The sequence below is a fragment of the Silicimonas lutimaris genome, from assembly GCF_047314965.1.
In the GTDB taxonomy this organism is placed as follows: Bacteria; Pseudomonadota; Alphaproteobacteria; order Rhodobacterales; family Rhodobacteraceae; genus JAVJUV01.
The window spans coordinates 18,414-44,298 of sequence record NZ_JBLBVK010000056.1 but is presented as its reverse complement, the minus strand read 5'-3'; the positions used below and the strand labels follow the sequence as shown (position 1 = coordinate 44,298).

The 25,885-nt window shown below is 62.0% G+C and carries 30 protein-coding genes; 12 read left to right on the top strand and 18 right to left on the bottom strand.

Annotation, left to right across the window (positions count from 1 at the left end; all coding sequences use genetic code 11):
• Nucleotides 1-3: 3 nt before the first annotated feature.
• The 9 genes from ACKLNI_RS17675 to ACKLNI_RS17635 all read right to left on the bottom strand — a co-directional run bounded on the left by ACKLNI_RS17675 (nucleotide 4) and on the right by ACKLNI_RS17635 (nucleotide 8,376).
• Nucleotides 4-801 (bottom strand): creatininase family protein, encoded by a 798-nt coding sequence (locus ACKLNI_RS17675; protein ID WP_413720419.1) that lies wholly within the window; start codon nucleotides 799-801, stop codon nucleotides 4-6.
• The gene (locus tag ACKLNI_RS17670) at nucleotides 798-1,721 is read right to left on the bottom strand and encodes an isopenicillin N synthase family dioxygenase (protein ID WP_413720418.1); all 924 of its coding nucleotides are present in this window, start codon (nucleotides 1,719-1,721) and stop codon (nucleotides 798-800) included. Before ACKLNI_RS17670 ends, ACKLNI_RS17675 begins: the two co-directional genes overlap by 4 nt.
• Before the next feature lie 15 nt (nucleotides 1,722-1,736).
• Nucleotides 1,737-2,333, bottom strand: coding sequence for an NAD(P)H-dependent oxidoreductase (locus ACKLNI_RS17665; RefSeq protein ID WP_413720417.1), 597 nt, complete (start codon nucleotides 2,331-2,333; stop codon nucleotides 1,737-1,739).
• Nucleotides 2,330-2,908 (bottom strand): NAD(P)H-dependent oxidoreductase, encoded by a 579-nt coding sequence (locus ACKLNI_RS17660; protein WP_413720416.1) that lies wholly within the window; start codon nucleotides 2,906-2,908, stop codon nucleotides 2,330-2,332. The genes ACKLNI_RS17665 and ACKLNI_RS17660 overlap by 4 nt, the downstream gene beginning before the upstream one ends.
• A gap of 102 nt (nucleotides 2,909-3,010) precedes the next feature.
• The gene (locus ACKLNI_RS17655) at nucleotides 3,011-4,417 is read right to left on the bottom strand and encodes an FAD-binding oxidoreductase (protein WP_413720415.1); all 1,407 of its coding nucleotides are present in this window, start codon (nucleotides 4,415-4,417) and stop codon (nucleotides 3,011-3,013) included.
• The gene (locus ACKLNI_RS17650) at nucleotides 4,414-5,679 is read right to left on the bottom strand and encodes a cytosine deaminase (RefSeq protein ID WP_413720414.1); all 1,266 of its coding nucleotides are present in this window, start codon (nucleotides 5,677-5,679) and stop codon (nucleotides 4,414-4,416) included. Before ACKLNI_RS17650 ends, ACKLNI_RS17655 begins: the two co-directional genes overlap by 4 nt.
• Entirely contained in the window at nucleotides 5,679-6,533 is an 855-nt protein-coding gene (locus ACKLNI_RS17645; protein WP_413720413.1) for an ABC transporter permease, read from the bottom strand. The genes ACKLNI_RS17650 and ACKLNI_RS17645 overlap by 1 nt, the downstream gene beginning before the upstream one ends.
• Nucleotides 6,530-7,306, bottom strand: a complete 777-nt coding sequence (locus ACKLNI_RS17640) for an ABC transporter ATP-binding protein (RefSeq protein ID WP_413720412.1) — start codon at nucleotides 7,304-7,306, stop codon at nucleotides 6,530-6,532. Before ACKLNI_RS17640 ends, ACKLNI_RS17645 begins: the two co-directional genes overlap by 4 nt.
• Before the next feature lie 68 nt (nucleotides 7,307-7,374).
• On the bottom strand, nucleotides 7,375-8,376 hold the full coding sequence (locus ACKLNI_RS17635) for an ABC transporter substrate-binding protein (RefSeq protein WP_413720411.1): 1,002 nt from the start codon (nucleotides 8,374-8,376) through the stop codon (nucleotides 7,375-7,377).
• A 220-nt stretch (nucleotides 8,377-8,596) separates the two neighbouring features.
• Here ACKLNI_RS17635 and ACKLNI_RS17630 point away from each other — a divergent pair, with 220 nt between their 5' ends.
• On the top strand, nucleotides 8,597-8,995 hold the full coding sequence (locus ACKLNI_RS17630) for a RidA family protein (protein ID WP_413720410.1): 399 nt from the start codon (nucleotides 8,597-8,599) through the stop codon (nucleotides 8,993-8,995).
• Between the two features lie 123 nt (nucleotides 8,996-9,118).
• Entirely contained in the window at nucleotides 9,119-9,745 is a 627-nt protein-coding gene (parA, locus tag ACKLNI_RS17625; RefSeq protein ID WP_413720409.1) for a ParA family partition ATPase, read from the top strand.
• A 186-nt stretch (nucleotides 9,746-9,931) separates the two neighbouring features.
• Here parA and betC read toward each other — a convergent pair whose 3' ends face one another.
• From betC to ACKLNI_RS17605, 4 genes are all read right to left on the bottom strand, one after another.
• Nucleotides 9,932-11,437 carry a choline-sulfatase gene (gene betC / locus ACKLNI_RS17620; protein WP_413720408.1) on the bottom strand — a complete coding sequence of 502 codons (1,506 nt, stop codon included), beginning with the start codon at nucleotides 11,435-11,437 and terminating at the stop codon, nucleotides 9,932-9,934.
• A 57-nt stretch (nucleotides 11,438-11,494) separates the two neighbouring features.
• A complete protein-coding gene (locus ACKLNI_RS17615; RefSeq protein ID WP_413720407.1) occupies nucleotides 11,495-12,175 on the bottom strand; it encodes a hypothetical protein in 681 nt (226 codons plus the stop codon).
• 95 nt (nucleotides 12,176-12,270) lie between these two features.
• Nucleotides 12,271-13,236 carry a DMT family transporter gene (locus ACKLNI_RS17610; protein ID WP_413720406.1) on the bottom strand — a complete coding sequence of 322 codons (966 nt, stop codon included), beginning with the start codon at nucleotides 13,234-13,236 and terminating at the stop codon, nucleotides 12,271-12,273.
• A 31-nt stretch (nucleotides 13,237-13,267) separates the two neighbouring features.
• Entirely contained in the window at nucleotides 13,268-13,867 is a 600-nt protein-coding gene (locus tag ACKLNI_RS17605) for a LysE/ArgO family amino acid transporter (protein ID WP_413720405.1), read from the bottom strand.
• Nucleotides 13,868-13,936: 69 nt separating this feature from the next.
• On the opposite strand from ACKLNI_RS17605, the gene ACKLNI_RS17600 reads away from it, so the two are divergent.
• A complete protein-coding gene (locus ACKLNI_RS17600) occupies nucleotides 13,937-14,812 on the top strand; it encodes a LysR family transcriptional regulator ArgP (RefSeq protein WP_413720404.1) in 876 nt (291 codons plus the stop codon).
• Here the strand turns inward: ACKLNI_RS17600 and ACKLNI_RS17595 are convergent.
• Both ACKLNI_RS17595 and ACKLNI_RS17590 read right to left on the bottom strand, forming a co-directional pair.
• Nucleotides 14,797-15,180 (bottom strand): hypothetical protein, encoded by a 384-nt coding sequence (locus ACKLNI_RS17595; RefSeq protein WP_413720403.1) that lies wholly within the window; start codon nucleotides 15,178-15,180, stop codon nucleotides 14,797-14,799. The genes ACKLNI_RS17600 and ACKLNI_RS17595 overlap by 16 nt on opposite strands.
• Before the next feature lie 122 nt (nucleotides 15,181-15,302).
• Nucleotides 15,303-15,512 (bottom strand): cold-shock protein, encoded by a 210-nt coding sequence (locus tag ACKLNI_RS17590; protein ID WP_413720402.1) that lies wholly within the window; start codon nucleotides 15,510-15,512, stop codon nucleotides 15,303-15,305.
• 215 nt (nucleotides 15,513-15,727) lie between these two features.
• Between ACKLNI_RS17590 and ACKLNI_RS17585 the strand changes: the two genes are divergently transcribed.
• From ACKLNI_RS17585 to ACKLNI_RS17570, 4 genes are all read left to right on the top strand, one after another.
• On the top strand, nucleotides 15,728-16,201 hold the full coding sequence (locus ACKLNI_RS17585; protein WP_413720401.1) for a DUF2938 domain-containing protein: 474 nt from the start codon (nucleotides 15,728-15,730) through the stop codon (nucleotides 16,199-16,201).
• A 341-nt stretch (nucleotides 16,202-16,542) separates the two neighbouring features.
• Nucleotides 16,543-16,971 (top strand): thioredoxin domain-containing protein, encoded by a 429-nt coding sequence (locus tag ACKLNI_RS17580; RefSeq protein WP_413720400.1) that lies wholly within the window; start codon nucleotides 16,543-16,545, stop codon nucleotides 16,969-16,971.
• A gap of 22 nt (nucleotides 16,972-16,993) precedes the next feature.
• Nucleotides 16,994-17,197 (top strand): YgaP family membrane protein, encoded by a 204-nt coding sequence (locus tag ACKLNI_RS17575; protein WP_413720399.1) that lies wholly within the window; start codon nucleotides 16,994-16,996, stop codon nucleotides 17,195-17,197.
• A gap of 166 nt (nucleotides 17,198-17,363) precedes the next feature.
• The gene (locus ACKLNI_RS17570; RefSeq protein ID WP_413720398.1) at nucleotides 17,364-18,068 is read left to right on the top strand and encodes a VPLPA-CTERM sorting domain-containing protein; all 705 of its coding nucleotides are present in this window, start codon (nucleotides 17,364-17,366) and stop codon (nucleotides 18,066-18,068) included.
• 166 nt (nucleotides 18,069-18,234) lie between these two features.
• On the opposite strand, the gene ACKLNI_RS17565 is transcribed toward ACKLNI_RS17570, so the two are convergent.
• Nucleotides 18,235-18,441, bottom strand: coding sequence for a cold-shock protein (locus ACKLNI_RS17565; RefSeq protein ID WP_413720397.1), 207 nt, complete (start codon nucleotides 18,439-18,441; stop codon nucleotides 18,235-18,237).
• Nucleotides 18,442-18,680: 239 nt separating this feature from the next.
• On the opposite strand from ACKLNI_RS17565, the gene ACKLNI_RS17560 reads away from it, so the two are divergent.
• Nucleotides 18,681-19,019: a cupin domain-containing protein gene (locus tag ACKLNI_RS17560; RefSeq protein WP_413720396.1), complete on the top strand. Its 339-nt coding sequence runs from the start codon at nucleotides 18,681-18,683 to the stop codon at nucleotides 19,017-19,019.
• Nucleotides 19,020-19,023: 4 nt separating this feature from the next.
• Here the strand turns inward: ACKLNI_RS17560 and ACKLNI_RS17555 are convergent, their stop codons facing one another.
• The gene (locus ACKLNI_RS17555; RefSeq protein ID WP_413720395.1) at nucleotides 19,024-19,311 is read right to left on the bottom strand and encodes an SHOCT domain-containing protein; all 288 of its coding nucleotides are present in this window, start codon (nucleotides 19,309-19,311) and stop codon (nucleotides 19,024-19,026) included.
• A 192-nt stretch (nucleotides 19,312-19,503) separates the two neighbouring features.
• Between ACKLNI_RS17555 and ACKLNI_RS17550 the strand changes: the two genes are divergently transcribed.
• Entirely contained in the window at nucleotides 19,504-19,872 is a 369-nt protein-coding gene (locus ACKLNI_RS17550; protein WP_413720394.1) for a hypothetical protein, read from the top strand.
• 679 nt (nucleotides 19,873-20,551) lie between these two features.
• On the opposite strand, the gene ettA is transcribed toward ACKLNI_RS17550, so the two are convergent.
• A complete protein-coding gene (ettA, locus tag ACKLNI_RS17545; RefSeq protein WP_413720393.1) occupies nucleotides 20,552-22,207 on the bottom strand; it encodes an energy-dependent translational throttle protein EttA in 1,656 nt (551 codons plus the stop codon).
• Between the two features lie 189 nt (nucleotides 22,208-22,396).
• Here ettA and mgrA point away from each other — a divergent pair, with 189 nt between their 5' ends.
• From mgrA to dacB, 3 genes are all read left to right on the top strand, one after another.
• Nucleotides 22,397-23,452: an L-glyceraldehyde 3-phosphate reductase gene (mgrA, locus tag ACKLNI_RS17540; RefSeq protein WP_413720392.1), complete on the top strand. Its 1,056-nt coding sequence runs from the start codon at nucleotides 22,397-22,399 to the stop codon at nucleotides 23,450-23,452.
• A gap of 94 nt (nucleotides 23,453-23,546) precedes the next feature.
• Entirely contained in the window at nucleotides 23,547-24,152 is a 606-nt protein-coding gene (locus ACKLNI_RS17535; RefSeq protein ID WP_413720391.1) for a nicotinate-nucleotide adenylyltransferase, read from the top strand.
• 226 nt (nucleotides 24,153-24,378) lie between these two features.
• Nucleotides 24,379-25,719, top strand: coding sequence for a D-alanyl-D-alanine carboxypeptidase/D-alanyl-D-alanine endopeptidase (gene dacB, locus ACKLNI_RS17530; protein ID WP_413720390.1), 1,341 nt, complete (start codon nucleotides 24,379-24,381; stop codon nucleotides 25,717-25,719).
• The last annotated feature ends 166 nt before the right edge of the window (nucleotides 25,720-25,885 follow it).

The following is a 25,885-nucleotide window of genomic DNA, read 5'->3' as shown; positions in this document are numbered from 1 at the left end:
TTCTTAAGTATAGTCGGCGGAAACCGGCCTAAACATGCTCAGTTTTTGAGCTTTCACCTTGCGCAGCAGATCGATGAAACCCTCGACCTGGTGCTCGCAGGTCACCTTGCCTTTGGTTGCGGTCGCCAGATGCGCTTCGCCCACAGTGCCATCAGCGCTGAGATCGGTTGCGATCCAACCGTAGGAGAGCGGGCCGATGGGTGGGATCGGTGTTGCTTCGGCTGAAGAGACGAAATCGCGAGCCTTGGTCATATCCACCGTTTCGGGTCGGAAATGGAGCATCAGCGAAGTCTCGCGATCGCCTCCGTGAATTCCGAATTTTACCTCTCGCTCCGTGTAGAGACCTTCGGGAGCGCCAAAGCCGCCCCACTGGCACTTTATGGCCAGCATCCCGGCGCGCACGCGCAATTCGCGGCTGAGGATCGATACGAGATCGAGGTTGCCGCCGTGACTGTTGACGATGACGATCTTCCGCACGCCTGCGCGGGCGACCGACAGTCCGATCTCGGTCCATGCGCGAAGGGCCGTTTCGGCGGTGTAGGTCAGCGTGCCTTTGGCAAACAGGTGTTCGTTGGACTTGCCGACGGCCTGAACTGGCAAGATGCGGATATCGAGATCGTCCGGGCACTGCCGCCGCAATTCCGCCAGCATGCCTTCGGCAATCATCGTATCGACGCCCACAGGCAGATGGGGGCCGTGCTGTTCGATGGCAGCGGTCGGAAGTATCGCGATGGTTTGTTCGGGATCGATGTCGGCGTATTCGGACGCACGGTAGTCGGCCCAGTCGAGGCGGCGGGTCATGCGGTCACCTTGTCCTTGTAGGTCGCGTCGAGGCGCATCTTGAGATATTCGGCGCCGGTAACTGGCGGGTACTTCGCGGCGCCCGTGCCTGGAAGCGCTTCGATCACGGCGTCAGGGTTCGGGTCGAGGAAGAAGGCGAGGCTGCGGCGCTGGTTTTTCGGCACCAGAACACGGTGCGGCGTGGAGACGTAGATGTCGTTCGTCCAGCGCATCAGGCAATCGGCGATGTTGATGATGAAGGCGCCTGGAATGGCGGGCACGTCGATCCAGTCCTTGCCGCGCGGCTTGACCTGAAGGCCGGGCTCGCCGTCGCCCATCAGGACGGTTATCGAGCCATAGTCGGTATGCTCGCCCGCGCCGATTGTGCCCGGGGCCGGATCGCCTGCGGGGTAGTGCAACATGCGGAGCGTCGCGAGAGGTTCGTCGAGGAACGGATCGAAGTAATCCTCGGTGAGATCGAGATCGAGGGCAATGGCGTGGTGCAGGTCGATGCCGAGCTGGTGAACCGCATTGAAATAGGCCAGCATTGTATCGCGGAAGCCGGGGAGGTCTGGCCAGTTGTTAGGGCCACGGAAAGGCTGTCCCATGCGGGGGTCATCGTCGGCAAGTTCCAGCCCGATGTTGAATGCTTCCTTCCGGTCGACCTGGTCGGGCTTGGAGTCGTCGAGATTCTCGGTGCCCTCGGCGGACCAGCCGCGGTTGTTGCGGGACTTGCGGATATCGGAGGCGGCCTTGACCTCGGTCGGCAGCGCAAAGAAGTCGTCGGCGGCCTTGAAAGCATCATTTATCAAGATTTGCGGGATGCCGTGGCCCGAGACGAGGAAGAAGCCCGTGTCGCGGCAGGCATTGCCGAGGTCCTTCACGAAGCCGTCGCGATCTTTGCCGGAGGTGAAACGTGACCAGTCGAGAACGGGGATCATTGGCGGAGCTCCTTGCTAGCTGAGGAAACGATCCATCTTGCGGGCGACGCGGTCAAGGTGGGCTTTTCGGGAAGCATCGGTGGAGCTATCCATCAGGTAATGCGCTGCGAAGGCTTTGCGACAGCCCTTCGCGCAAAGCAGGCCGACACCGCGCAGGATCGTGCGTTTTCCAGGCGCACCGACGAATGTGGTCAGCCACCAGGGCGCGCCGCATGTGGTAAAGACACCGAGACGTTTGATATGCTCGAGCCCGCGGGCGATGGATTTCCGCTCTGGCGTCGGCATCAGGAAGGCAACTTCCGGCAGGAAGACGCGATCGAGCCAGCCTTTGAGCATGGCTGGAAGGCCATACCACCAAGTCGGATAGATGAAGATCAGCGTGTCGGCCCATTGAAGGTCATCGACGTCGCTTTGGACTGGGGCGCAGTTCTCGGGGTGGTTCTCGTAGCATTCGTGCTCGGTGGCCGACAGAACCGGGTCGAAGCCGCGCGCGTAAAGGTCGATCAGGCGGGTTTCGATGCCCATTGCGGAGAGGCGGTCGAGCACGGTGTCGCGGACGGCGGCGGTGAAGCTTTCGCCGCGCGGATGGCAATAGACGACGAGAGCCTTCACAGCGCCCCCATCTCGCGTTTCACACGGTCGAGGAAGGCCGCGCGCCGGGCGTCATCGGCGCGGTTCATGTCGTAGAGGGCGAGGTATTTCATCGTTTCCGGCCGGGTGACGTGCCAGACCGCGCGGGTGAAGTGCTTTCGCGGAGGGTCTCCCGCGCCGAAGGCTCGCAGGCGCGTACCGCCGTAAGTTGTCACGGCCGCGAGCTTGCGGATGTTTGTGAGGTTGGGGCGCACCTTGCCGTCGACAAGCTTGAACGAGACGCCGGGCAGAAATACGCGGTCGAGAAAGCCCTTAAGGATCGCGGGGTATCCGAAGTTCCAGACCGGGAAGGAGAAGATCAGCGCCTCGGCGGCGCGCAGGCGTTCGACATAGTCTCGCACGGGTTCGATATTGGCGGGTACTTCGTGGTAGCGGCGGCGCTCTTCAGTCGTGAGGATCGGCTGGAACTTTTCGGCGTAGAGGTCGCAATCATCCACGTCCCATCCCCGGGCCGTGAGACTGTCGACGATCCCCGCGTGGAGCGCGGACCCGAAGCTTTCCTCGCAGGGATGCGCGAAGAGCACGAGGGCTTTCATCGGCGGTGACCGGTGGAGGGGGACGCCGTCCCCCGCTGCGCAGGGCGCAGCCCCCTTGAAGTATTTTTGCCAAGAGGAAAGAGCATTTCCGTCAAATGCATCTTATTCCGCGGGCTGGAGCTTGGGATAGGCGTACATCCGGTCGTAGGACCAGTCCGGGTCGTCCCAGGAGATCATCTTGCCTGGGTTCAGAAGACCTTTCGGGTCGGCCTCGCGCTTGAAGCGGAGCTGGCGGTCATCGACGGTCTGTCGCCCGCCTTCCTCGAGTGTGTAGCGGTGCGGGTTGAAGATCATTGCGCCGGCCTCTTCGTGCGCACGGATGATCTCGTCGAGGCGTTCCTCTGTGGTGAACTTGACGAGGGTCAGGCCCGCGAACATGACCTTTCCGCTTTCGCGCAGGACTTCGAGGTGCTGGAGTATCTCCGGGCTGAACTTGGCCTGCATCTTCTCGATCAGGGCCTTGTGGTTGGGGAAACCGTAGCGGACCTGAAGATAAGTAATCGACGGGTCGACCTTGAGGGCGCGGAGAGTCGTGTGGTTCCAGCCGTATTCGAACACGGGACCGGGCCCCCGCTCCCAGTCGTTATCGTCGGAGCGGTAGATCAGGCGGGCCTCCGGCCTGCGACCGAGGAAGGTCAGAAAGCCGTCCATGGAATGCGGCGCGATCATCAGGCCGATCATGTTCGTTCCCGGTTGAACATAAGGCTTCACGCGCTGGAAGTATTCATGTGCGATAGGGGCTTCGAAGACGGTGCCGAGCTTCATCAGGATGCCATCCTGATTGGCGAGGTCCTCGGCAAAGCGGACGGCATCCATGAAGTCGTCCGTCGCAACGAACATCTCGGTCCAGTCGTAGGCCGGTGCCAGCGGCATTTCGAGTTCGGTGATGATGCCGTTCGTGCCGTAGGCATGGCTGACGCGGGCCAGTTCATCGCCCCGGAATTCGAGGATGCGGGGCTCGGCTTCCATCGTCACGACGCGGAGGCGGATGATGTTCCCGAGATCGCGGAGCGAGCCCCAGGTGCAGGAGCCGACGCCGCCGGAGCCGCCGGCGATGAAGCCGCCGATGGTGGCCGTCGCCCATGTGCTGCTGAACATGCGGAGTTCCTGGCCGGAGTGCTTTTTCGTCGCCGCGTCCAGGTCTTTCAGCAGGACGCCGGGTTCGGTGATGACGCGGCCGGGGTGGATTTCCTTGACCTTGTCCATGTGCCGGAGATGCATGACGCAGCCGCCTTCGAGCGGCATGGCCTGGCCGTAGTTCCCGGTGCCCGCGCCTCGGGTGGTCACGGGGCAGTCGTGGGCGAAGCAGGTCTTCAGGATCTCGATGACCTCGGCCTCGGAGCGTGGGCGGACCACGAAGTCGGCCGTGACGTGGTCGAGACGCGCTTTCAGCACCGGCGAGTACCAGAAGAAGTCGCGGCTTGCGGCCTTGATGGCGACGTCCTTTTCCTCGATGTCGAGATGCGAGAGCGCGGCTTTTGCGGCGGCGACATTGTCTTTCATGGTCATGGTTCCATCAGGTGGTCGAGTTCGGAATAGTCCGGAAGTCTGGTGTCGATCATCTTGCCGCCGCGGATCACCATTCGGTCAGACTGAGGACGCGAGTAGAATTCGGTCCAGTCGCGCGCCTTGAAGATGATGATGTCCGCGGGGGCGCCAGGCGCCAGCGAAGGCAAAGAAAGTGAGCAGGCCTGGGCCGGATTTGCCGAGAAGGCAAGAGGCCAGTCGGGGTCGGAGTGGTCGAGATGCCCGATCCGTGTGGCCTGTCGCATGACTTCGACCATGTCCATGTCGCCGTAGGCGTAGAACGGATCGCGCGTGTTGTCGGACGCGAAACTGACGTTTATCCCGCGAGCGCGCATTTCATGCACCAAGGTGATCCCTCGGTAGCGGGGCGTGCGGGCCGCATGCCTGTCCTGCAGATAGAGGTTGCACATGGGCAGAGAGACCACGTTGATTCCGGCCCTGGCGACGAGGTCGAGCGTGTCGAGCGCCCGCGCTTCGTCCTGGGTCGAAAGAGAACAGCAATGGCCGACCGTAACGGGCCTGTCCCAGCCGATCTCGATCGCGGTCTCGGCGATCATGCGCAGCGTTTCCGAACTGGCATCCATGGTTTCATCGGTGTGAAAATCCACCTCGAGGCCGCGTGCGCCGGCAAGTTCGAAGAGATCGAGAACCCGCGAGCGCAGATCCGCGACGGGATAGGTGACCATCCCCAGCACGCCGCCCGATGCGGCGACGATATCGGCAGTGCTTGCGTAGCTGTCTATGATCGACTCGTAGCTCTCGCATCCGATGAGGCTTGAGGCCTGCAGTTCGATTCTGCCGGCCCATTTCTCGCGGAGTTCGGCGAAGACCGGCCAGGAGATCTCGTCCTGCGGCGCGAGGGAGTCGAGATGGGTGCGGACGGCCCGTGTGCCGTGAGCGTAGGCGGATTTGAGCGAGAACTCCATGCGCGCGCGCACATCTTCCTCGGACCAGTTGGCCGCTCTGTCGGTCGCGACCGTGGTCAACGCCCCCATGAAGGTTCCATCCGGGTTCGCGGCCCGCGGCCAGATATGACCCTTGTCGAGATGGGTGTGCATGTCGACGAAGCAGGGCAGGACCATCGCCCGGTCCATCTCGATGTCCTTTCCGCCCCGGTCGCTGATCTTGTCGCCCCAAAGCGTGAGATCGGTCACGACGAGGTCATCAGATTGCCCGATGAAACACCCGGGGATCGTGACGTTCCTGAGCCGGATCGGCCCGTCTGTTCCGCCGAACCGTGCCATCAGTCGCGCTTCAGGGCACTTTCGTGCCACTTGCGGAGCATCAGGTGACTGATGGTCGAGGTGATGGCGAAGATCACGATGCCCATGGTCGAGATCAGGATCAGAGCGGCGTAGAGACGACCGAAATTGAAGCGGTAGGACGCCTCAAGAAGCGTCGAGGCCAGGCCGAGGCCCGTGCCCGCGCGGCCGATCACGAACTCGGCAACCACGGCGCCGATCAGGGCAAGGCCGCCCGCGATTTTCAGGCCGCCGAGAAAGTAGGGCAATGCCGACGGGGCTGCCAGATACCGTAGTCGTTGCCATCTCGTGGCACCGTAGATGGTGAAGAGATCCTGAAGATTGTGGTCCGCGCTTTTCAAGCCGATGGTGGTGTTCGACAGGATCGGGAAAAACGCCACGATCCAGGCGCAGAGAAGCGCGGCGATGAAGGCCGAGTCGATATAGATTTGAAGGAGCGGCGCGATCGCGACCACGGGCGTCACCTGAAGAATGACGGCGTATGGAAAGAAGCTCATCTCGGCCCATTTCGACTGGGTAAATGCGATGGCGAGTGCGACGCCGCCGATAATGGCGAAGAGAAGGGCGAGGATCGTAAGGCGCGAGGTCGTCACCATGGCCGGCCAGAGCAGCGACCAGTCTTCGAAGACAGATTTCGCCACCAGCAGAGGGCCCGGCAGGATATAATGCGGGATCTCGTTGATGGTCACGTAGAGATGCCAGCCGAGGATCGACAGGACCATCACCAGGGACGGCAACGTCCATTTGGCGACGCGGTTGATCCGTTCACGCCGGGCGCGGGCGGCTTCCTCTTCGTCGATGACGGGGCCTGGAGGGGCTGTTTCGGCGACGCTCATGCGGCTTCTCCGATCGCTTCGTGCAGCGCATCAGATGCGGCGCGGGTATGGGTGGCGTACTCGGCAGAGGTTCGGAAATCCTCGTGCCGGGGGTAGGGTGTATCCACATGCAGTTCGTGGATCACGCGGCCGGGGCGCGCGGCCATGACGATGATGCGGTCCGAGAGAAACACGCTTTCGAAGACGGAGTGCGTCACGAAGATGACGGTGCAGCCAATGGCGGCCTTCAGCTCCAGAAGATCATTGTTCAGTTTGAATCGCGTGATCTCGTCCAGTGCCGCAAAGGGTTCGTCCATAAGAATGAGGCGTGGTTTGGTCACCATTGCACGGGCAATCGAGACCCGCATCTTCATGCCTCCCGACAGTTCGCGGGGATAGCTGTTCTGGAACTTCTCCAGCCCGACCAGTTTAAGGGCCTGAAGGATCTCGTCCTTGACCTCGTTGTAGGCGACGCCGCGGAGGCGAAAGGGCAGCCAAACGTTCTGTGCCACCGTGGCCCAAGGCATCAGAGTGGGTTCCTGAAACACGACGCCAAGGTCGTTCGCGCCTTGTCCGCCTTCCCATTCGATCTTGCCGCGCGTCGGATGGATCAGTCCGGATATGAGGCGCAGAGCCGTGGACTTGCCGCAACCGGACGGGCCAAGAAGCGACATGAAGTCACCTTCGTTAACGGTGAGGTGCATATCCTTCAGCGCGACAACATCGCCATTGAAGGTCTTTTCGACATGGCTCATCCGCAGAAGCGGCGGCCGCTGGTCGATGGGAAGTGACATATCGGGCTCCGGCAGCAGAGGGCTTGGCCGCGATGGGTCGCGGCCAAGCCCCTCAAGTCGTACTCAAGTCAGTTCTTGAGGTCCATGCCAAGGCCCTTGCCCACGAACTCGGTCGTGTAGGCGGCCTTCCAGTCGATATCGGCCTCAATGACGCCGGCATCGACCATCTTGTTGAAGAAGTCCTCGACCTTGGCGTCGGTGATGACGCCGATGCCGAGTTCCAGCGAGTCACCGGAGTCGGCGATTCCGTTCTCCTTCATCTTCTCGATGGCGAAAGCGATCTTGTCGGCTGTCATCTCGGGGTTGGCTTCCTGGATCAGCGCGTTTGCGGCCGAAGGATCGCCATAGAGATAATTGTACCAGCCCTTGATCGAACCTTCGACGAAGCATTTCACCACTTCAGGACGCTCGTCGATGGTTTGCTGCATGGTTTCGATCGTGGTCGCATAGGTCGAGTATCCGGCGTCTGCGATCAGGAAGACGTTGGGCTTGAAGCCTCCTTCCTTCTCGACAAGGAAGGGTTCGGACGAGAGATAGCCCTGCATGCCTTTCCTTTTGTCGGCCAGGAACGGCGCGGGGTTGAAGGTGTAGGGCTCACGCTGCTCGGCAGTAAAGCCGTGGGCCGCGATCATCCACTGGTAGTAGGACTGGAAGCCGTTGTCACCGATCAGAAGCGTCAGGTCTTTCAGGTCCTCCCAGCTTTCAGCCTCGCCCGGGTGGGCGACGATGACCTGCGGGTGTTTCTGGAAAATCGCAGCAACGGACACGACCGGGATGCCTTCCTTCACGGCGGAGAAGGCCTGCAGAAGGTCGCCGCCCATGTGAAAGTCGATTCGGCCTGCCAGCATCAGTGCCCGGTTGTTGACCTGTGGGCCGCCGGGAAGAATGGTTACCGAGAGGCCGCACTCTTCGTAGGTGCCGTCCGCAACGGACTGATAGAAGCCGCCATGCTCGGCCTGGGCAACCCAGTTCGTGCCAAAGCTGACCTCGGTCAGGTGGCTGCCGGCAGACACGGCGGTTCCGGTCAGCGCGGCGATCGCGACTCCGGACAGAAAATTGAATTTGGACATCCTCACCTCCAGGTTTTGTTTTCTTCAGGCATATGTGAGGCACGGCAGCACGCCTTCAAATTTTCCCCAACCGCCTCAGCATGCCGATGTTCCGGTCGCGCAATAAATAGACGGTTCCGCGTGATTCGCACGCTTTTTGGGCAACTTTTTCTTTTTGGACTTGCTTGCGAGAGAGCGGACGGCGCGGCAGAGTCGCCTGGATGCAGCCCGGGAGTTGGCCATGGAGATGCTTGAGCCGAAAGAGATTGCGCCGCCCTTCGCGCGTTATGCGCATGGGGTTTCAGTGCCCGAGGGCCATCGCCTGATCTTCACCTCGGGTCAGCTTGGGCTGGCCGCGGACGGGTCGATTCCCGACGACGAGGGCGGGCAGGCGGACATCTGTTTCGCCAACATCGATGCCATTCTCGCGGCGGGGGGCGCCAACCGCGCCGACGTGGTGCGCATTAATGCCTTCGTGACAGACCGGACGTACATGGCGGGATATATGGCTGCGCGCGACAGGTGGCTTGCGGATGTCGCGCGGTTGCCGGCTTCGACCTTGGTCATCGTGGCTGGGTTCACGCGACCTGAGTTCAAGGTCGAGATCGAGGTGATTGCAGCCGTTCCGGCAGGTCGCTGAGTTCCCTCTCTGGCTGCAATCGAACCCACATCGGGTATCCGAGCGCGTGATTCAGGACGCGCAATCCCGTTTGCGTTGCTGTGCAGCATCGTTTATGCTGCGGCGCAGCAAAGGGGGCGTATCATGGCCGGTAAAGTTATCACGGTTGCCCAGCAGAAGGGCGGAGCTGGCAAGACGACGATCGCGGCGAACCTTGCCGTTGCCCTTTCGAGGTCAGGCAAGAAAGTCGTGCTTCTGGACACGGACCCCCAGGGATCGCTGGGGCGCTGGTTCATGACGCGCCGGGAAGCCGGTGATCCAGGCGTGGAGTTCTCGACAGCAAGCGCCTGGGGGGTCTCCTATGAGTGCGACAAGCTTCGGAAAACATTCGATTATGTTCTGGTCGACACACCGCCGAAGATCGACAGCGATCTGAAGCCCGCGATCCGGGAGAGCGATCTTGTGATCGTGCCGGTCTCGGCGTCCCAGGTGGATGTCTGGGCGACCGAAGGGGTGCTGGACATGGCGGCGCGGGAGAAGGCGGAGGTCATGGTCGTGCTGAACCGCGCCAAGGCCGGGACGCGGGTTGCAACGGATGTGGACAATGCGCTGAAGGAGTTGGGCGTGTCACGGGCCGAGAGCGTTCTGGGGCATCGGGTGGCCTTTCCCGAGACGATGGGCGTCGGCAAGGGCGTGATGGAGCGCGGCAAGGGCGCGTGGTCGGAAGAATTCCAGGCGCTGACCGACGAAGTGGTGAGGCGCCTCTCCTGACGCGGCGTGCGGCGAAGCGTCAGGAAATCGTCGGCAAAACGTATGGCAAGCCTGCCCGGCGGGTAAGTGCCGAAGTTCAGGACATTTTGAGGAGCGCGCGTTGCGCGCATTCCTTCTGGCACTTCGTGCGAAGTGGGGGACGCTGTCCCCCACGCCCCCTGCCGTATTTCGCCCAGAAAGAAGGGGCTATTCGCCGCGCGGAAAGCGCTGAGATTCCTCGAGGTCGTTGAGGTCCATGTGATTGCGCATGAAGCGCTCTGATGCCTTTTGCAGCGGCTGGAAGTCCCAGGGGTAGTAGCCGCCCTTGCGAAGCGCCTCGTAGACGACCCAGCGGCGGGCCTGGCTGGCGCGGACGTCGGCATCGAAACGGGCGAGATCCCACCTGGTGTCTGCGAGTTTCGACAGGCGCGCCAGCGTCCCGGCATGGGCCGGGTCCGGGGCGAGGTTGGTCAGTTCACGGGGGTCGGTGTCGAGGTTGAAGAGAAGGTCGGGGTCGGGAGCGCAGCGAATGTATTTCCACGGTCCGTCGCGGAGCGCGACAATTGGGGCGATCGAGGCCTCGGCGGCGTATTCGAGGGGCACGGGGGGGCGGCTCGCACCGCCGGCGACCGGCAGGAGCGAGGTGCCGTCTGTCCAGGGAGCGAGTTCGGAGAGATCGATGCCTGCGAGGTCCGCCAGGGTCGGGCCAAGATCGAGGGTCGAGACGGGCGTGTCGATGCGGCCCGGCGCGAGTTCCGGCGCCGCGATCATCAGGGGCACCCGGGCCGAGCCTTCGAACATGCTCATCTTGAACCAGAGGCCGCGCTCGCCCAGCATGTCGCCGTGGTCCGAGACGAAGACGATGACGGCCTCCTGGCGCGTGTCTTCTAGGATTTGAAGGATGTCGCCGATCTTGTCGTCAAGGTAGGATATGTTGGCGAAATAGCCGCGACGGGCGCGGACGATATGCTCGTCCGAGATGTCGTAGGAGCGCCAGTCGTTGGCGTCGAAGATGCGCATGGAATGCGCGTCGTGGTCGTCGTAGGCCATCGCGGCGACTTCGGGCGTCAGGTGTTCGCACTTTTCGTACAGGTCCCAGTAGCGACGGCGGGCGACGTAGGGGTCGTGAGGATGGGTGAAGCTGACGGTCAGGCACCATGGCCGGTCGTCCTGTCCCCGCGCGAGATCGTAGAGCTTTTGCGAGGCGAAATGGGCGACCTCGTCGTCGTATTCCATCTGGTTGGTGATCTCGGCCACGCCGGCGCCTGTGACGGAGCCCATGTTGTGATACCACCAGTCGATCCGTTCGCCCGGTTTCCGGTAGTCGGGCGTCCATCCAAAATCGGCGGGGTAGATATCGGTGGTGAGCCGTTCCTCGAAGCCGTGGAGCTGGTCGGGGCCCACGAAATGCATCTTTCCCGAGAGGCAGGTCTGGTAGCCGGCGCGGCGAAGGTGATGGGCAAAGGTTGGGATGTCGGCGCGGAACTCGGCGGCGTTGTCGTAGATGCCGGTGCGGGAGGGCAGCATGGAGGACATGAAGCCGCCACGGCCGGGCGCGCAAAGCGGTGAGGCAGTGTAGGTATTCGCGAAGCGGGTCGAACGCCGGGCGAGGCGCTTCAGGTTCGGTGCATGAAGCCAATCCGCCGGGCCGTCCGGGAACAGCGTCCCGTTCAGCTGGTCGACCATCAGGATCAGGATGTTGGGTTTCGTCATGGGGGCGCTCCACCGTGTCCACGGTGGAGAGCACACTAACGAAGCGGCAGGGTCAATTCAGTTTCCGAAGCTGGTCTTGCCCATCTGGATGCGACGCGGCAGTTCGGGCGCGGCAGCCTCGGGCGCCGCGGCGGCAACGGGTTCGGCCGACGCTGCGGCCTCTTCGGCCGGAGCGGTCTCGGTCTCGGCTGTGGCGAGTTCCGTGGCATCGTCTTCGTCGTCACCGTTGACCTTCCCGGCGAACGGAATCGAGTGGCCGCGGACATACATCGAGCCCGGTTCGGTCTGGGCAAGCACACGGTCGGTCCAGTCGGACGAGAAGGCGAGGCGGAACAGGCCGGGCGAGCTGTGCACCATGTTGTGCATCGTCAACGCCATCAGGGCGACGCCGCCAAACTGCAGGAAGCGGTACTGGATGCCTTTCCAGGGCAGGAAGAGAAAGATCAGGAAAGACAGGAGCAAGGCCGCCCCGGTCTCGACGGCGAGCGTGATGTCGGGGCTCTCGCTGACCAGAGCGACGCCCATGACATGGAAGCGCGCGATGCGCACGATCACGACCGCAAGGATGCCCGTCAGCACGGCGGCGGCGATTCCCGCCGGTCCGCGTGCGTTCTCTTTCCAGTCGGGCAGGACGTCGATCTGCGGGTGTGCGGCCTCGTGCGGGGCGCGGCGTTCGGCGACGCGGTTCAGGCGGCTCTGGAAACCGGCGTTCGGTGTGGCGGATTGCGGGCTGCTCATCGGCGACTCCTGGATCAGACAGGCGGAGGTTCGTCGCAGAAAGGGGCGAAATCAGGGCGAATCCCGGTGAAAATCTTGTGCGGATGCCCGAATTTTCAGGGAATTTGGGGTTTCGTTTGTGGTTCTGAGCCGAATTCCGCCGGTTCGCCATTGGCGGCGGACGATCGCGTGCGCCGTTTGAGCATCGCTTCGCGGATCGTGATGAAGGTGGCCGATCCCAGAATAACGGTGCCGCCGAGGATGACCCAAATGTCGGCGGGTTCACCGAAGAAGAGGGCGCCGAGGAGGACGGACCACAGGAGTTGAAGGAAGGTGATGGGCTGCGTGACGGTCACGGGGGCGACCGCGAAGGCCCGGGTCATCGTGTAATGCCCCAGTGTGGCGAATAGCGCGACGAGGAACATCCAGAACAGCTCTTCGGGCGTCGGTGTGCGCCAGACGGCGAATGCGAAGGGGGCAAGACCGATCGTGACCGTGATCGAGAGCATGCCGACGACGACCAGTGCGTTGACCTCGTCGGCCATGCGCTTTGCGGTCAGGTAACTGACGGCGAAGAATATGGCCGTCCCGATCATCCCGATATGGCCGTCCGTGATCTCGCGGATGCCGGGGCGCAGGATGATGAGAGCGCCGGCGAAGGCCAGAAGGATCGCGATGATCCGGCGGACGGCGAGACGCTCGCCGAGGAAGACCGCAGCGCCCAGAGTAATGTAGATCGGCGTCATGTAGTTCATCGCGGTCACTTCGGCGATGGTGATCCGGGTCATGGCGTAGAACCAGAGGATCACGCCGATGGTATGGGCTGCCCCGCGCATGGTGAAGAGGCGCAACTGCCGGGGGGTAAGTCGTGCCCTGCGCATCGGGCCGATCATGGGGAGCAGGAAGACGAGGCCGAGAACGTAGCGTAGGAAGGCCGATTGCGCTGCCGGCAGGTCCTGTGCGCCGTGTTTCACGATAGCTGTGACGGCGACGAAGCTGAAACCGGTCGCCAGCATCCACAGCGCCCCGGCGATGGGGCGATTGTTCGGAGTTGGCTGAGGGGTGGCGGGGATTTCGGCCATGGGCCTTCTATGCGCTGCGGCAGGGCAAGGCTCAAGCGGTGATCAGCATGAGTGCGACTGCCCACATCAGAAGTGCGACGCCGATGTCCAGGATTCGCCACGAGACCGGTCGGGCGAAAAGCGGCTGAAGCGTTGCCGCGCCATAACCGAGGAGGGCAAAGAACAGGGCGGATGCCGAGAGTGCTCCGGCCCCGAACCACCAGCGGTCGGCGTCGTACTGAGAGGCGACGGCGCCGATCAGAACGACCGTGTCGAGATAGACATGGGGATTGAGCCAGGTGATCGCGAGGCATGTCAGGACCGCCGCACTGCGGGACTGCTCCGCCATGCCCGATGCGACAAGGGTTTCGGTCTGGGTGAGCGCACGGCGCAGGCTGAGCGCACCGTAGGCCAGAAGGAAGAGAGCGCCTGCCCAGCGTGCTATCCCGTCGAGCGCAGGCATGGCCCGGGTCAATGCGCCGAATCCGGCGACGCCGGCGAAGATCAGGATGGCTTCGGAGGCTATGCAGGTCAGGACCACGGCGCCGACGTGGCTTTGGCGGATGCCCTGGCGCAGAACGAATGCGTTCTGTGCCCCGATGGCAAGGATGAGAGAGAGGCTTAGCGCGAAGCCGGGAAGGAAGGCGGTCATTCGGGGGCTGTTGCACTGAAGGCTTCCATCAGTCAAATTCATTTGAATTGTCCTGATTAAGAGAATCTAATGTTCCTTCATCCTCAGCTTTCCGCATTGAGCGCGATACTGGAAACCGGGAGTTTCGAGGCCGCCGCCGCGCGCCTGGGGGTGACGCCATCGGCGGTGTCCCAACGTATTCGTGCCCTCGAAGAGCGTGTGGGCGGGCCGGTTCTGACCCGATCCAGCCCGCCGGAGGCCACTGTTCTGGGCGCGAGGATTGCGTTGCACTCCAGCGGCATGGCGCGTCTGGATGCCGAATTGGCCGATGACCTGGGCGGGGGCGATCGGCTGTCGCTTTCGATAGCGGTCAATGCCGACAGCCTGGCCACTTGGTTTCTGCCGGCTTTGTCGGGGCATGATCGGCGGTTGTTCCGGGTTCTGGTCGAGGACCAGGACCATTCGGTGGAACTGCTTCGACGCGGCGAGGTCGCCGCAGCCGTGACCGCGCGGCCGGAACCCGTACAAGGCGCTGATTGCGTGGCGCTTGGCACGCTTCGTTATATCGCAACAGCCAGTCCGGGTTTCGCGGAGCGTTACTTTTCGGAGGGGCTGACTGCGGAAGCGTTTTCCGCAGCTCCCGCGCTTGTCTTCAACGAAAAGGATGCGCTGCAGTCAGATTGGGTAGCGGCGCGGACGGGAGGGCGCGTGGCGCTTCCTTGCCACTACCTGCCGTCGACTCGAGGCTTCGTGGAGGCGGCGGTGCTTGGGATTGGGTGGGGCATAAACCCTGAACCGCTTGTTCGGGATGCGATCAAGGCGGGTAGGCTGGTGGCCCTTGACCCTGCGAACCCATACGACACACCCCTGTACTGGCAATCGACGCGTGTGGGTTCACAGGCCCTGCAGCCATTGACGCTTGCCGTCAGGCAGGCGGCCGCCGCGATGCTTTACCGGACGGAATGAGCGCGTGTGGGGCTGAAGATGGCGGCGACAAGCGCAGCGGCGGCAGCGGCTGCGGCGATCCAGCCAAAATACCAGAACTGACCCGCCAGGCGGTCTTCTGCAAAAGAGGCCGCGAACTGCTGTTTTCCGAAGAAGGCGGCGGCATAGGCCGCGATGAGGCAGACGAAGAACACGATAACCCTAATGCGCCAGCCAAGGCCGGCGCTTTTCGCCCCGATGGCGAGGGCAAGCCCGATGGGGACGCCGATCCAGGCGACCGAAATCGACCAAAAAGGGTGTCCGCCCAGCATTTCGACCAGCCCGGCATTGGCTGACACGATCACCAGAAGAGCAGAGAAGATGTAGGGGGTAACGAGAGACGTCCGCATGGCAACTGCTCCGGTTGGTTTCCCCCGGGGCTGGTTATGCAGATTTTGAGTGATTGGGCCAAGCCCAGAGTCGCGGGTGACGGAAAAGGACCCGGCGCCTGTGGCCCCGGGTCCAACGCGCGTCAGTTGACGAGCGCGATGTTCTCGGCGCTTTCGCGGCCATCGCGGCCCGAAGCGAGATCGTAAGTCACCTTCTGGTTGTCCGCCAGGCCGGTCAGACCCGAACGCTCGACAGCGCTGATGTGAACGAAAACGTCCTTACCGCCGGTTTCCGGGGCGATGAAGCCGTAGCCTTTCGTGGTGTTGAACCACTTTACGGTGCCTTTGGCCATCCGTATTTCTCCTTTATTTACAGTACCGTCCGCAGAGTGCGACGGGTCGGCCAGAGCGTCTAGATCGAGACTGAGGCCAGTGAAGGAGACAGTGGGTCGAGTAGAAGGTAGCGCGGTGCATATGCCAGATCCGCCGCAATCGCGCAAGTTGTTCCGTAATTTGGCTTGTCTGCGGTCGACGCTGTGCCAAGGATGCGGATGACGAGGAGGGGACCATGGAAACACTTTTGATTGGTATTCTGATGGGGATCGGCGGAACCGCCGCGATGGATGTCTGGGCCTGGGCGCTCAGCCGGTTCGCAGGCCAGGCTTTTCCGAACTGGGCCATGCCGGGACGTTGGCTGGCCCATGTGTTCCGCGGACGGATCTGGCACGACAGCATTGCAGCCTCGGAGGCAGTGCCTGGCGAACTGGCCCTTGGCTGGGCGTTCCACTACGGTGTGGGGATCATTTATGGCGCCATCTTCGTGCTTCTGGCGGGCGCGGAATGGCTGGCCGATCCTGTTTTCCTGCCCCTCTGGATTTTTTCGATCGTGACGATCGCCGCCGGATGGTTCCTTCTGCAGCCGGGAATGGGGCTTGGCTGGGCGGCTGCCAAGACGCCGTCGCCGTGGAAAGTGCGGATCATGGGGCTGGTTGCGCACACAGCTTTTGCTCTGGGTATGTGGGCAGTCGTCGTGCTGATTTGACCGCCAAGGTGGCAGCGGGCGGCAGGGAAAACATCCCGTGGCGATCTTTCTCGCCCCTCCTTGCCGCTCCGCTACGCTTCCTCCCGTTAACTGCCGGCGGACTGTACCGTGAGTGATGGCAGTTCGCGCAATGGTGGCGCGGAGCACGCTTTCACACAACCTGTATAATTGTATGAGATGAATATACGAATGTATATGAGTGCTGCCGAGTCCGACCGGGACAGGATGCCTAGGGAAAGGGCAAAAAAGCGCCGGAAAAACAGATGCAAAATGGCGATCGCAGGGATTGCATGAACCGGCTGTCATAATATATATGATTAAATGAATATATGGAGGCTGTCATGGCCGTGAAGCTGGCGTGCCTGGAATGCGGGCAGGGCAACCGGGTGCCCGACGAGAAGTTGGGAGCCGGACCGAAGTGCGGAACGTGCGGCGCGGCGCTGATGCCGTCAAAGCCGGTTGAGATCACGTTCGACATCCTCGAAATGGCGCGCCGCCTGGACGAGGTGCCGCTTGTGGTGGATTTCTGGGCCGGTTGGTGCGGGCCCTGCCGTATGATGGCGCCGGAGTTCGCGAAAGCTGCCGGCAAGATGGCGGGCAAGGCGCGGTTCGCGAAGCTGGACACCGAGGCCTTTCCCCAGTCGGGAAGCAAGTTCGGTATTCGCGGGATTCCGCTTCTGATCCGGTTCAAGGACGGCCGCGAGGTGTCACGGCAGGCCGGCGCGATGCCGGCGGATGGCATCCTTCAGTGGATGTCGAAGGACAAGTAGTCTTGGAGAAGGAGATGATGAAATGACGATCGATCGGGCCGTGCTGGCCTTTGCAGGAGTGATGGTTCTTTTGAGCGTGGCGCTGACCGTTTGGGTCTCGCCGCTTTGGGTGTGGTTCACTGTGTTCATCGGCCTGAACCTGTTGCAATCGGCGTTCACGGGTTTCTGCCCGGCGGCGACGATTTTCAAGAAGCTGGGCGCAAAGGCAGGCGTGGCTTTCTCGTAATCGTCGACTTTCGCCCGAGTTGCGCACCCCCCTGGTGAGCTATCGGAATATGTGTGTTGTCCAGGGCGCGAAATGCCACCGGGTTTCGCGATGACTGGATGTGGCGATTGCACCGTTTCGGGGTAGAAGATAGGATTTTGGAATTAATCTTAGGAGATTGCTTCCGATGTCCCGAAAATTTCTTTCGCTTCTGGCTGCGTCGATGCTGTCCGCCAATGCCACGTTCGCCGCGACTTACAGCTACGAGGTTGTCGTCGAGCCGGTGCGTTTTCACGTCGCCTTGTGGGGATTCGGTACCGATCCCCGCTTGGGCGACTTGCCCATCTGTGATTACGACAGCCAGTCTGACGAGTACTTCTGCAGCGGTTCGGGAAATCTCTTTGAGTTGACCGCCATACCGGACTTCGAGATCACAAGGTTCGGCTGGAGCTTCGTTGAGGAGAACTTCGATCAGATTTTTTCGAGCAGAGGGACGATCTCGCTGCGGGAAGAGATCGGTTGGCATTCCATGTACGGCGAGTCGCAATGGGTCGCAGAGTGCACCGGCGCGCTTGTCCACCTTTGCTGGGACTTCATTGAATTCACGCCTGTTGCGGACCCAAACGATATCGAGATCTGGATGCGAGACATGGGCAGCGTCGCGGCTAGCCTGAATGCGAGCGCGGGCACTTATAGGGTCGCGGCGGACTCCAACGGTTGGGCCTTTTCTCTCGGCGATGCCAGTTTCTTTGGCGAGGCTGGATACAACATCGACTACCAAGTTCTGAGCGTGCGGCAGATACCCTCCGAAGTGCCGCTGCCGGCTTCGGGCCTTTTCCTGCTGGCGGGTCTTGGAGGGCTGGCGCTGGCGAAGAAGCGCCGGGCGACCTGACGGGACTGTACTCCGACACAAAGGCTCTCTGTCAAAGTGCAGCGCCCTCGGAAAGAATATCCGGGGGCTTATTTCCGTTTGAGACAGAGTGGGTGGGACGGCGCCTAAGCTCCCACGAAAAAGGGCGCGCGAAAATCGCGCACCCTTCAATGCCTGGTCGTTTGGCTTATGCCAGCTGCAGGTTGACCGCAGACTCGCGGCCGTCACGGCCAGCTTCGACGTCGTAGGTCACTTTCTGGTCGTCTGCCAGGCCGGTGAGGCCCGAACGCTCGACGGCGCTGATGTGGACGAAAACGTCCTTGCCACCGGTTGCCGGTGCGATGAAGCCGAAGCCTTTGGTTGAGTTGAACCACTTCACGGTGCCATTGGCCATCGTGTTGTCTCCTAAAATGTTTGTTGCCCACGACATGCGGCAACCCGGCTTGGTCGGTCTTGATCGATAGACTGAAAGCCGTGTTAGGGAAGACAGTGGTCGATAGAGAATAACGCTCGCAAGGGCCATATGGGGGCTGCGGGGCGCAGTTGCAAGGGAAATCGCGAAGGTGCTGAGGCTGGCTGGGGACAAAGCGACCGGGATAGAATGATCCGGGACAGGGAGCGCATGGAGGATCGATGAGTCTTTTTCTGATGATGACGCCCGAAGGGGCGGGGGAAGAGGGCGCGCCGGCGCCGGAGAAGGTGCTGGCGGGCGATCCCCGGTTCCGGACCTGGAACCTGGAGGAACGGGACGGGCTTTATGCCGGGGTCTGGGAGAGCACACCGGGGAAGTGGGCGATCTCCTATGACGAGTGGGAATATTGCCGGATCCTGTCGGGCCGCTCGGTGATCACGTCGGAGGATGGCGAGGCGGTCGAGGTGGGGCCGGGGGACGGCTTTGTCCTGCGCCCCGGGTTCAGGGGGACGTGGGAGGTCGTGGAGACGACGCGGAAGGAATATGTGATCCGGGTGTGAGGGGCTATTCGGCCAGAAGCTTCTTCCGGGCGGCATAATCCTCGGCGTCGATCTCGCCCCGGGCAAAGCGCATGTCGAGTTCGGCGCGGGCGCCGGACTGTCCGGGGCCGTCGCCTTTGCGGACGAACCAGATGATGCCGGCGACGATAAGGCCGAGGACGATCAGCCAGAGGATCGGGCCGAACATCATGCCGAAACCGTAGCCATAGCCGTAATCCATCATGTGGCGGTATTCGCCGGGGTCGGCGAGCGCCGGGCTGGCGGCGAGAAGTGCGGGCAGGGTGAAGCGCATGGGTTTTCTCCCTTGGTAAAGGGCGCGGGGATCGCGCCCCGAATGGCGGGAGGTTAGCGCGGGGTTGGGTGCGGGGCTTTGAGGTGGGTCAAGGGTGTGTGGCGGTGGATAAAGACTCCGTATTCCCAACAATTTCGTGACATATTTTGCTACGAAAAGTGCTTTGAAAGAAACCGCATTTGCGAGGCAACAATGAAGAAGCATATTTCCGTTTTCATTTCGCTGACTATGGTTCTGTCGGCCTGCGCGGACAAAAGTTCTGAAGTCGCTGGCTCTTATGTTTCCCCGCTACAATATCAAGGATACAGCTGTTCTCAGCTTCGCCAGGAAGCGCAGCGTGTATCTGCACGTGCTTCGCAGATTGCTGGAGTGCAAGATAAGAAAGCAGAGAATGATGCTGTTGCTACAGGTGTAGCTCTAGTGCTGTTTTGGCCCGCCGCGTTTTTCATTAGTGGAAACAAGGAAACACGGGCCGAATTAGCACGCCTAAAGGGCGAACTGGATGCAATTGAGCAAGCTGGCATACAGCGAAATTGCAACATTCAAATTCGAAACAACTAACAAAAGGCGCGTTGTACGAAGCGCGATTACTAAGCGCTAATGACGCTTGGAAATTAGGAAGGGCGGCCGAAGCCGCCCAACGTCACACGAAGAAGCCGAGGATCGTCAGCAAGAGTGCGATTGTGCCGATGATATCGGCGTGGCGCACTCGCCCTTCCATTTTGAATGAAAACCGCATTGGAATTTATCCTAGGCGATGCTCATCCGGATGAGCGATTAACGTTCGCTCAGTATTTGTATACCGCCCCAATTCCAGCGGTTCGCGCACTTCTATGTACACTTGAGGCCCGCAATTCGACGACTCCCGGCTCCGATTATTCGTGGCATCGCCAAAATTCCAGCCGGACCGCCTTAGCCTAATCCCCGCTAGGGTTTCGACATAGCGCCGCTAAGCGCTTCCCAATTCGTGGGCAGTGACACCTTGTTCACACAGCGAGTGGCCCAACTTCCCTGCAATCAGCTCCGCTGATCTCCAAGGGCATTAAAGAAAATAAATGCTCAAATTGGAAAATTCAGTGGGCGCGCGGAGCTCAACCGAGTGAGCACGCAACTTTGCCTTGCAAAGTCGCTTTCGCGCACGCGTCGAACCTATCCGTGAAATCCAAGAAGCCCAGTCAGGGCTCCGCCCGTTCGCACCCCGGAAGGTCCACTGGACCTTCCGCGCTTCGGGTTCAGGTGCTTACCGAGTGAACTTCTTGTATTTCAGTCGCTTGGGCTCCACCGCATCCGGTCCCAGCCGGCGCTTCTTGTCTTCCTCGTAATCCTCGAAGTTGCCCTGGAACCACTCGACATGGGCTTCGCCTTCGAAGGCGAGGATGTGGGTACAGATGCGGTCGAGGAAGAAGCGGTCGTGGGAGATGACCACGGCGCAGCCGGCGAAGTCGACGAGGGCGTCCTCCAATGCGCGGAGGGTTTCGACGTCGAGGTCGTTGGTCGGTTCGTCGAGGAGAAGGACGTTGCCACCCGATTTCAGGAGCTTGGCGAGGTGGACGCGGTTCCGCTCGCCGCCTGAGAGGAGCCCGACCTTCTTCTGCTGGTCGCCGCCCTTGAAGTTGAAGGCCGAGCAATAGGCGCGGGAGTTCATCTGGGCGTCGCCCAGCTGGATGATCTCGCCGCCGTCGGAGATTTCTTCCCAGACGGTCTTGTTGGCGTCGAGCGCGTCGCGGGACTGGTCGACATAGGACAGCTTGACCGTGTCGCCGTATTCGACCGTGCCGTTGTCGGGCTTTTCCTGCCCGGTCAGCATCCGGAACAGCGTGGTCTTACCCGCGCCGTTCGGGCCGATCACGCCGACAATGCCGCCCGGCGGCAGGTCGAAGGAGAGGTCCTCGATCAGGAGCTTGTCACCCATGTGCTTGGCCAGCCCGTTCACCTCGATCACCTTGGAGCCCAGGCGCGGGCCGTTCGGAATGATGATCTGGGCGCGGGCGAGTTTCTCGCGCTCGGACTGGTTGGCGAGGTCGTTGTAGCGGTCGATCCGGGCCTTCTGCTTGGACTGGCGCGCCTTGGCGCCCTGCCGGATCCATTCGAGTTCGCGCTCGAGCGTCTTCTGGCGCGACTTGTCCTCGCGGGCTTCCTGCTCCAGCCGCTTGGCCTTCTGCTCGAGCCAAGAGGAATAGTTGCCTTCGTAGGGGATGCCGCGGCCGCGGTCGAGTTCGAGGATCCAGCCGGTGATGTCGTCGAGGAAGTAGCGGTCGTGAGTGACGATCAGGATGGTGCCCTTGTACTCGATCAGGTGCTGTTGCAGCCAGGCGATGGTCTCGGCGTCGAGGTGGTTGGTCGGTTCGTCGAGGAGGAGCATCTCGGGCGCTTCAAGGAGGAGCTTGCAAAGCGCGACGCGGCGTTTCTCGCCGCCCGAGAGCGTCGTGACGTCGGCCTCGTCGGGCGGGCAGCGCAGCGCCTCCATCGCGACGTCGATCTGGCTGTCGAGATCCCAGAGGTTCTCGGCGTCGATCTCGTCCTGGAGCCTGGCCATCTCCTCGGCGGTCTCGTCGGAGTAGTTCATGGCCAGTTCGTTGTACTTGTCGAGCTTGGCCTTCTTGCCGGCCACGCCCAGCATGACGTTGTCGCGGACGTTCAGCGTCTCGTCCAGTTGCGGCTCCTGCGGGAGGTAGCCCACGCGCGCGCCTTCGGCGGCCCAGGCTTCGCCCTGGAAGTCCTTGTCGATGCCGGCCATGATCCGCAGGAGGGTGGATTTACCCGCGCCGTTGACGCCGACGACACCGATCTTCACTCCGGGGAGGAACGAGAGCCGGATGTTCTCGAAGCATTTCTTGCCGCCGGGGTAAGTCTTGGACACCCCGTCCATGTGATAGACATACTGGTAGCTGGCCATGCTTGAACCTCCGGTGACTGGACCCCGTGCGATGTAGCCAATGGCGGCGCCGGGTGCAATCGGTGGAAGGGGGCGCTGCCCCCCGGCGCCCATGGCGCCGTCCCCCGAAGTATTTTCGCCAAGAGGACGGGGCGAGGGCACATTTGCGATACATTGACATTTCGTCTGCCGGGCGGAACGGTGAGGCCCATGACAAGACCACAGCACACCCCCCGCTATACCCCTGCCGACGACCGTTACCAGCGGATGCAATACCGCAGATGCGGGCGGTCCGGACTGAGACTGCCGGCCATCAGCCTGGGGCTTTGGCACAACTTCGGAGGCGACACACCGCATAGCCTGAAGCGCGATCTTTGCCGGGCGGCGTTCGACAACGGGATCACCCATTTCGACCTTGCCAACAACTATGGCCCGCCGCCCGGTTCGGCGGAGGAGGCATTTGGCGAGATCCTGAAGACGGATTTCGCCGGTTATCGGGACGAACTGATCATCTCGTCGAAGGCCGGTTACAAGCAATTCGAAGGGCCCTACGGTGAGTGGGGCAGCCGGAAGTACCTGATCTCGTCCTGCGATCAGTCGCTGAAGCGGATGGGGCTGGATTACGTGGACATCTTTTATTCGCACCGCTTCGACCCCGACACGCCGCTTGAGGAAACGATGGGGGCGCTCGATCACATCGTGCGCTCGGGCCGCGCTCTTTACGTTGGCATCAGCTCCTACAACAGCCAGCGGACGCGGGAGGCAGTCGCGATCCTGAAAGATCTGGGCACGCCGTGCCTGATCCATCAGCCGAGCTATAACATCCTGAACCGCTGGGTCGAGCGCGACGGGCTTCTGGATACGCTGGACGACCTCGGCATCGGCTCGATCGCGTTCACTCCCCTGGCGCAGGGGATGCTGACGGCGAAATACCTGGGCGGTATTCCCGAGGGCAGCCGCGCGACACAGGGCAAGTCGCTGAACCCGCAACTGCTTTCGGATGACGTGATACGGCGGCTGAACGGGTTGAACGACATTGCCTCGGCGCGCGGCCAGACGCTGGCGCAGATGGCGATTGCCTGGGTGCTGAAGGCCGGAAGGGTGACGACCGCGCTTATCGGGGCCTCGAAAGTCAGCCAGATCGAAGATTGTGTCGGCGCGTTGGGAAACACCGGTTTCAGCGATGCTGAACTTGCGACGATTGAGGAGTTGTCGCTGGATGGCAACCTGATCAATCTCTGGGCCCGGTCCTCGGAAGAAGTGTGACGGCCGACCGTCCGGGTCAATTGAGAGTTTGACTCGGCCGCTGCGATGGCGGATCAAGGAAATCGTTTTGCGATAAGGACTTCGGGCGGCATCGATGAGACAGGGGTTTCCTCCGGCCCGGCCGGGTATGCGCATCGGCCTTTTGGGCGGTTCCTTCGATCCTGCCCATGAGGGTCATGCTCTCATTACCCGGGAAGCGCTGAAGCGGTTCGGTCTGGACGAGGTCTGGTGGCTGGTCTCGCCGGGGAACCCCCTCAAGGCCCATGGTCCGGCGCCGCTGGCCGAGCGCATGGCGCATGCGCGTCACGTGATGCGGCACCCGCGGGTGCGTATCACGGAACTGGAGGCGCGGTTCGGCACCCGTTACACCCACGCGACGCTGAAGGCGCTTCTGAGCGCTTACCCCGGCGTTCGGTTTGTCTGGTTGATGGGAGCCGACAACCTCGCCGGTTTTCATCACTGGGACCGCTGGCAGGAGATCATGGAATTGGTGCCGGTGGGTGTGATGGCGCGGCCCGGGCAACGCATTTCGGCGCGCACCTCGCGAGCATCGCGTCAATATCGGCGGTTTCGGCTGCGCGGGCGGGAGGCGGGCTTGCTATGCGGCTCGGAGCCGCCGCGCTGGTGTTTCGTGAACGTTCCGATGAGTGATATTTCTTCAACGGTTCTGAGAGCGCGCGGACGCTGGCGGCGCGGCTGACGCCTTGCGGTCACAATTCACGGAAGCGGTGACAGACCCGCTTGCGCCTTGCCGTTTCGCGCCGGATAACGCGGTCATGAGCCGCGGTTCGTTCAACGGGTTTTCGCGACGCCACGTGTTGGCGGGTCTGGCCTCGGCCGTTGGGACGAGCGCTTTCGCACGCGCGCCGGAGACAAGCGAACGACCTGTTCCGAGGAGTCTTGCACCGAGATCCGCTCCGCCTTCCGTGAGTGAAAAACTCGTCCGGAAAGCGGATCTTGGCGGGCGGGTGGGTTTCGCCGTAACCGATGTGGAGACAGGCGAGGTCCTGGAAGCCCGACTGAGCGAGACCCTTTTACCGCCCGCGTCGACCCTGAAGGCTGTGACCACGATCTATGCCATCGACCGGCTCGGGCCGAGCTTCCGTTTCCGGACCGAGATTCTGGCTGCGGGCAGCATGGAGAAAGGCCGCCTGGAGGGGGATCTGATCCTGAAAGGCGGCGGTGATCCGACGCTGGACACCGATCGCCTGGCCGATCTGGCAGTGGCGCTGAGAGAGGCTGGGTTGCGCGAGGTGACCGGGCGCTTCCTTTTCTGGCCTGGGGATTTTCCGTCGGGCGACCGGATCGATGACGAGCAGCCGGATCATGTCGGCTACAATCCGGCATTCGGTGGGTTGAACCTGAATTTCAACCGGGTGCACTTCGAATGGAAGAGGTCAGGCGACAGCTATAACGTCACTATGGAAGCGCGCGGTCTTCGGGCCCGGCCCGCGACCAGTGCGGCGCAGATATCGATCGTGGACCGCGAGGCGCCAGTCTACGACTACTGGTCATCGCGGGACAAGGACATCTGGTCCGTCGCGCGCGGCGCCTTGGGCAGCGAAGGCGCGAGGTGGCTGCCTGTTCGTTTCCCGGCGGTCTATACAGCCGATGTGTTCCGGACGCTGGCACGGTCGAACGGAATCGTGCTGAAGCCAGCCGAACGGATCGATGCGTTGCCGTCCGCGAGACTTCTGGTGGCCAGCGAAAGCGACCATCTGGTGCCGCTTCTTGTCGACATGCTGAAGTATTCGACCAACCTGACAGCCGAGATGACGGGGCTTTCGGCGTCGTTGTCGAATGGGGTTCCCGTGTCAGGTTTGCTGGCATCGGGATCGCGCATGGCCGGTTGGGCGACCGAGAAATTCGGGGCGAAGGGGCTGAAATTCCGGGACCATTCGGGTCTGGGCTATGGATCGGCCATTTCACCGAGCGGCATGGTGAGCATCCTGCAGGCAAATTCCGGCATCGACGTCCTGATGAAGGACTTCAACCTGTCGCTGGACAAGTCGCGTCCGGCACCGGACGGGGTAGAGGTGCGGGCCAAGACGGGAACGCTGAACTTCGTCAGCACGCTCGCGGGCTTCCTGACGACAAGGCGCGGACGCAAGCTGTGCTTCGCAATCTTTTCCGCTGACACGGAACGGCGAGACGCCATCCCGCCGGAGGAGCGGGAACGGCCGCGCGGCGCGAAGGGTTGGTCGGCCCGGTCACGGCAGTTGCAGAAAGAGTTGCTGCGGAGCTGGGCGGAGCGCTTCGAGACATGACTCGCGGCAAGGTGTTGAGAATTCGAATCAAGTTTCCATCGGCCAAGTTTCCCCCGTCCTCCCACCCCTAACATAACGGGCTCGGAGTTAAGGTATTGCCAACGGCGCTAAACGCACAGCCACCGGGAAACACGCATTCCTTCGGGCAGTGACCGCCAGCCAGTTT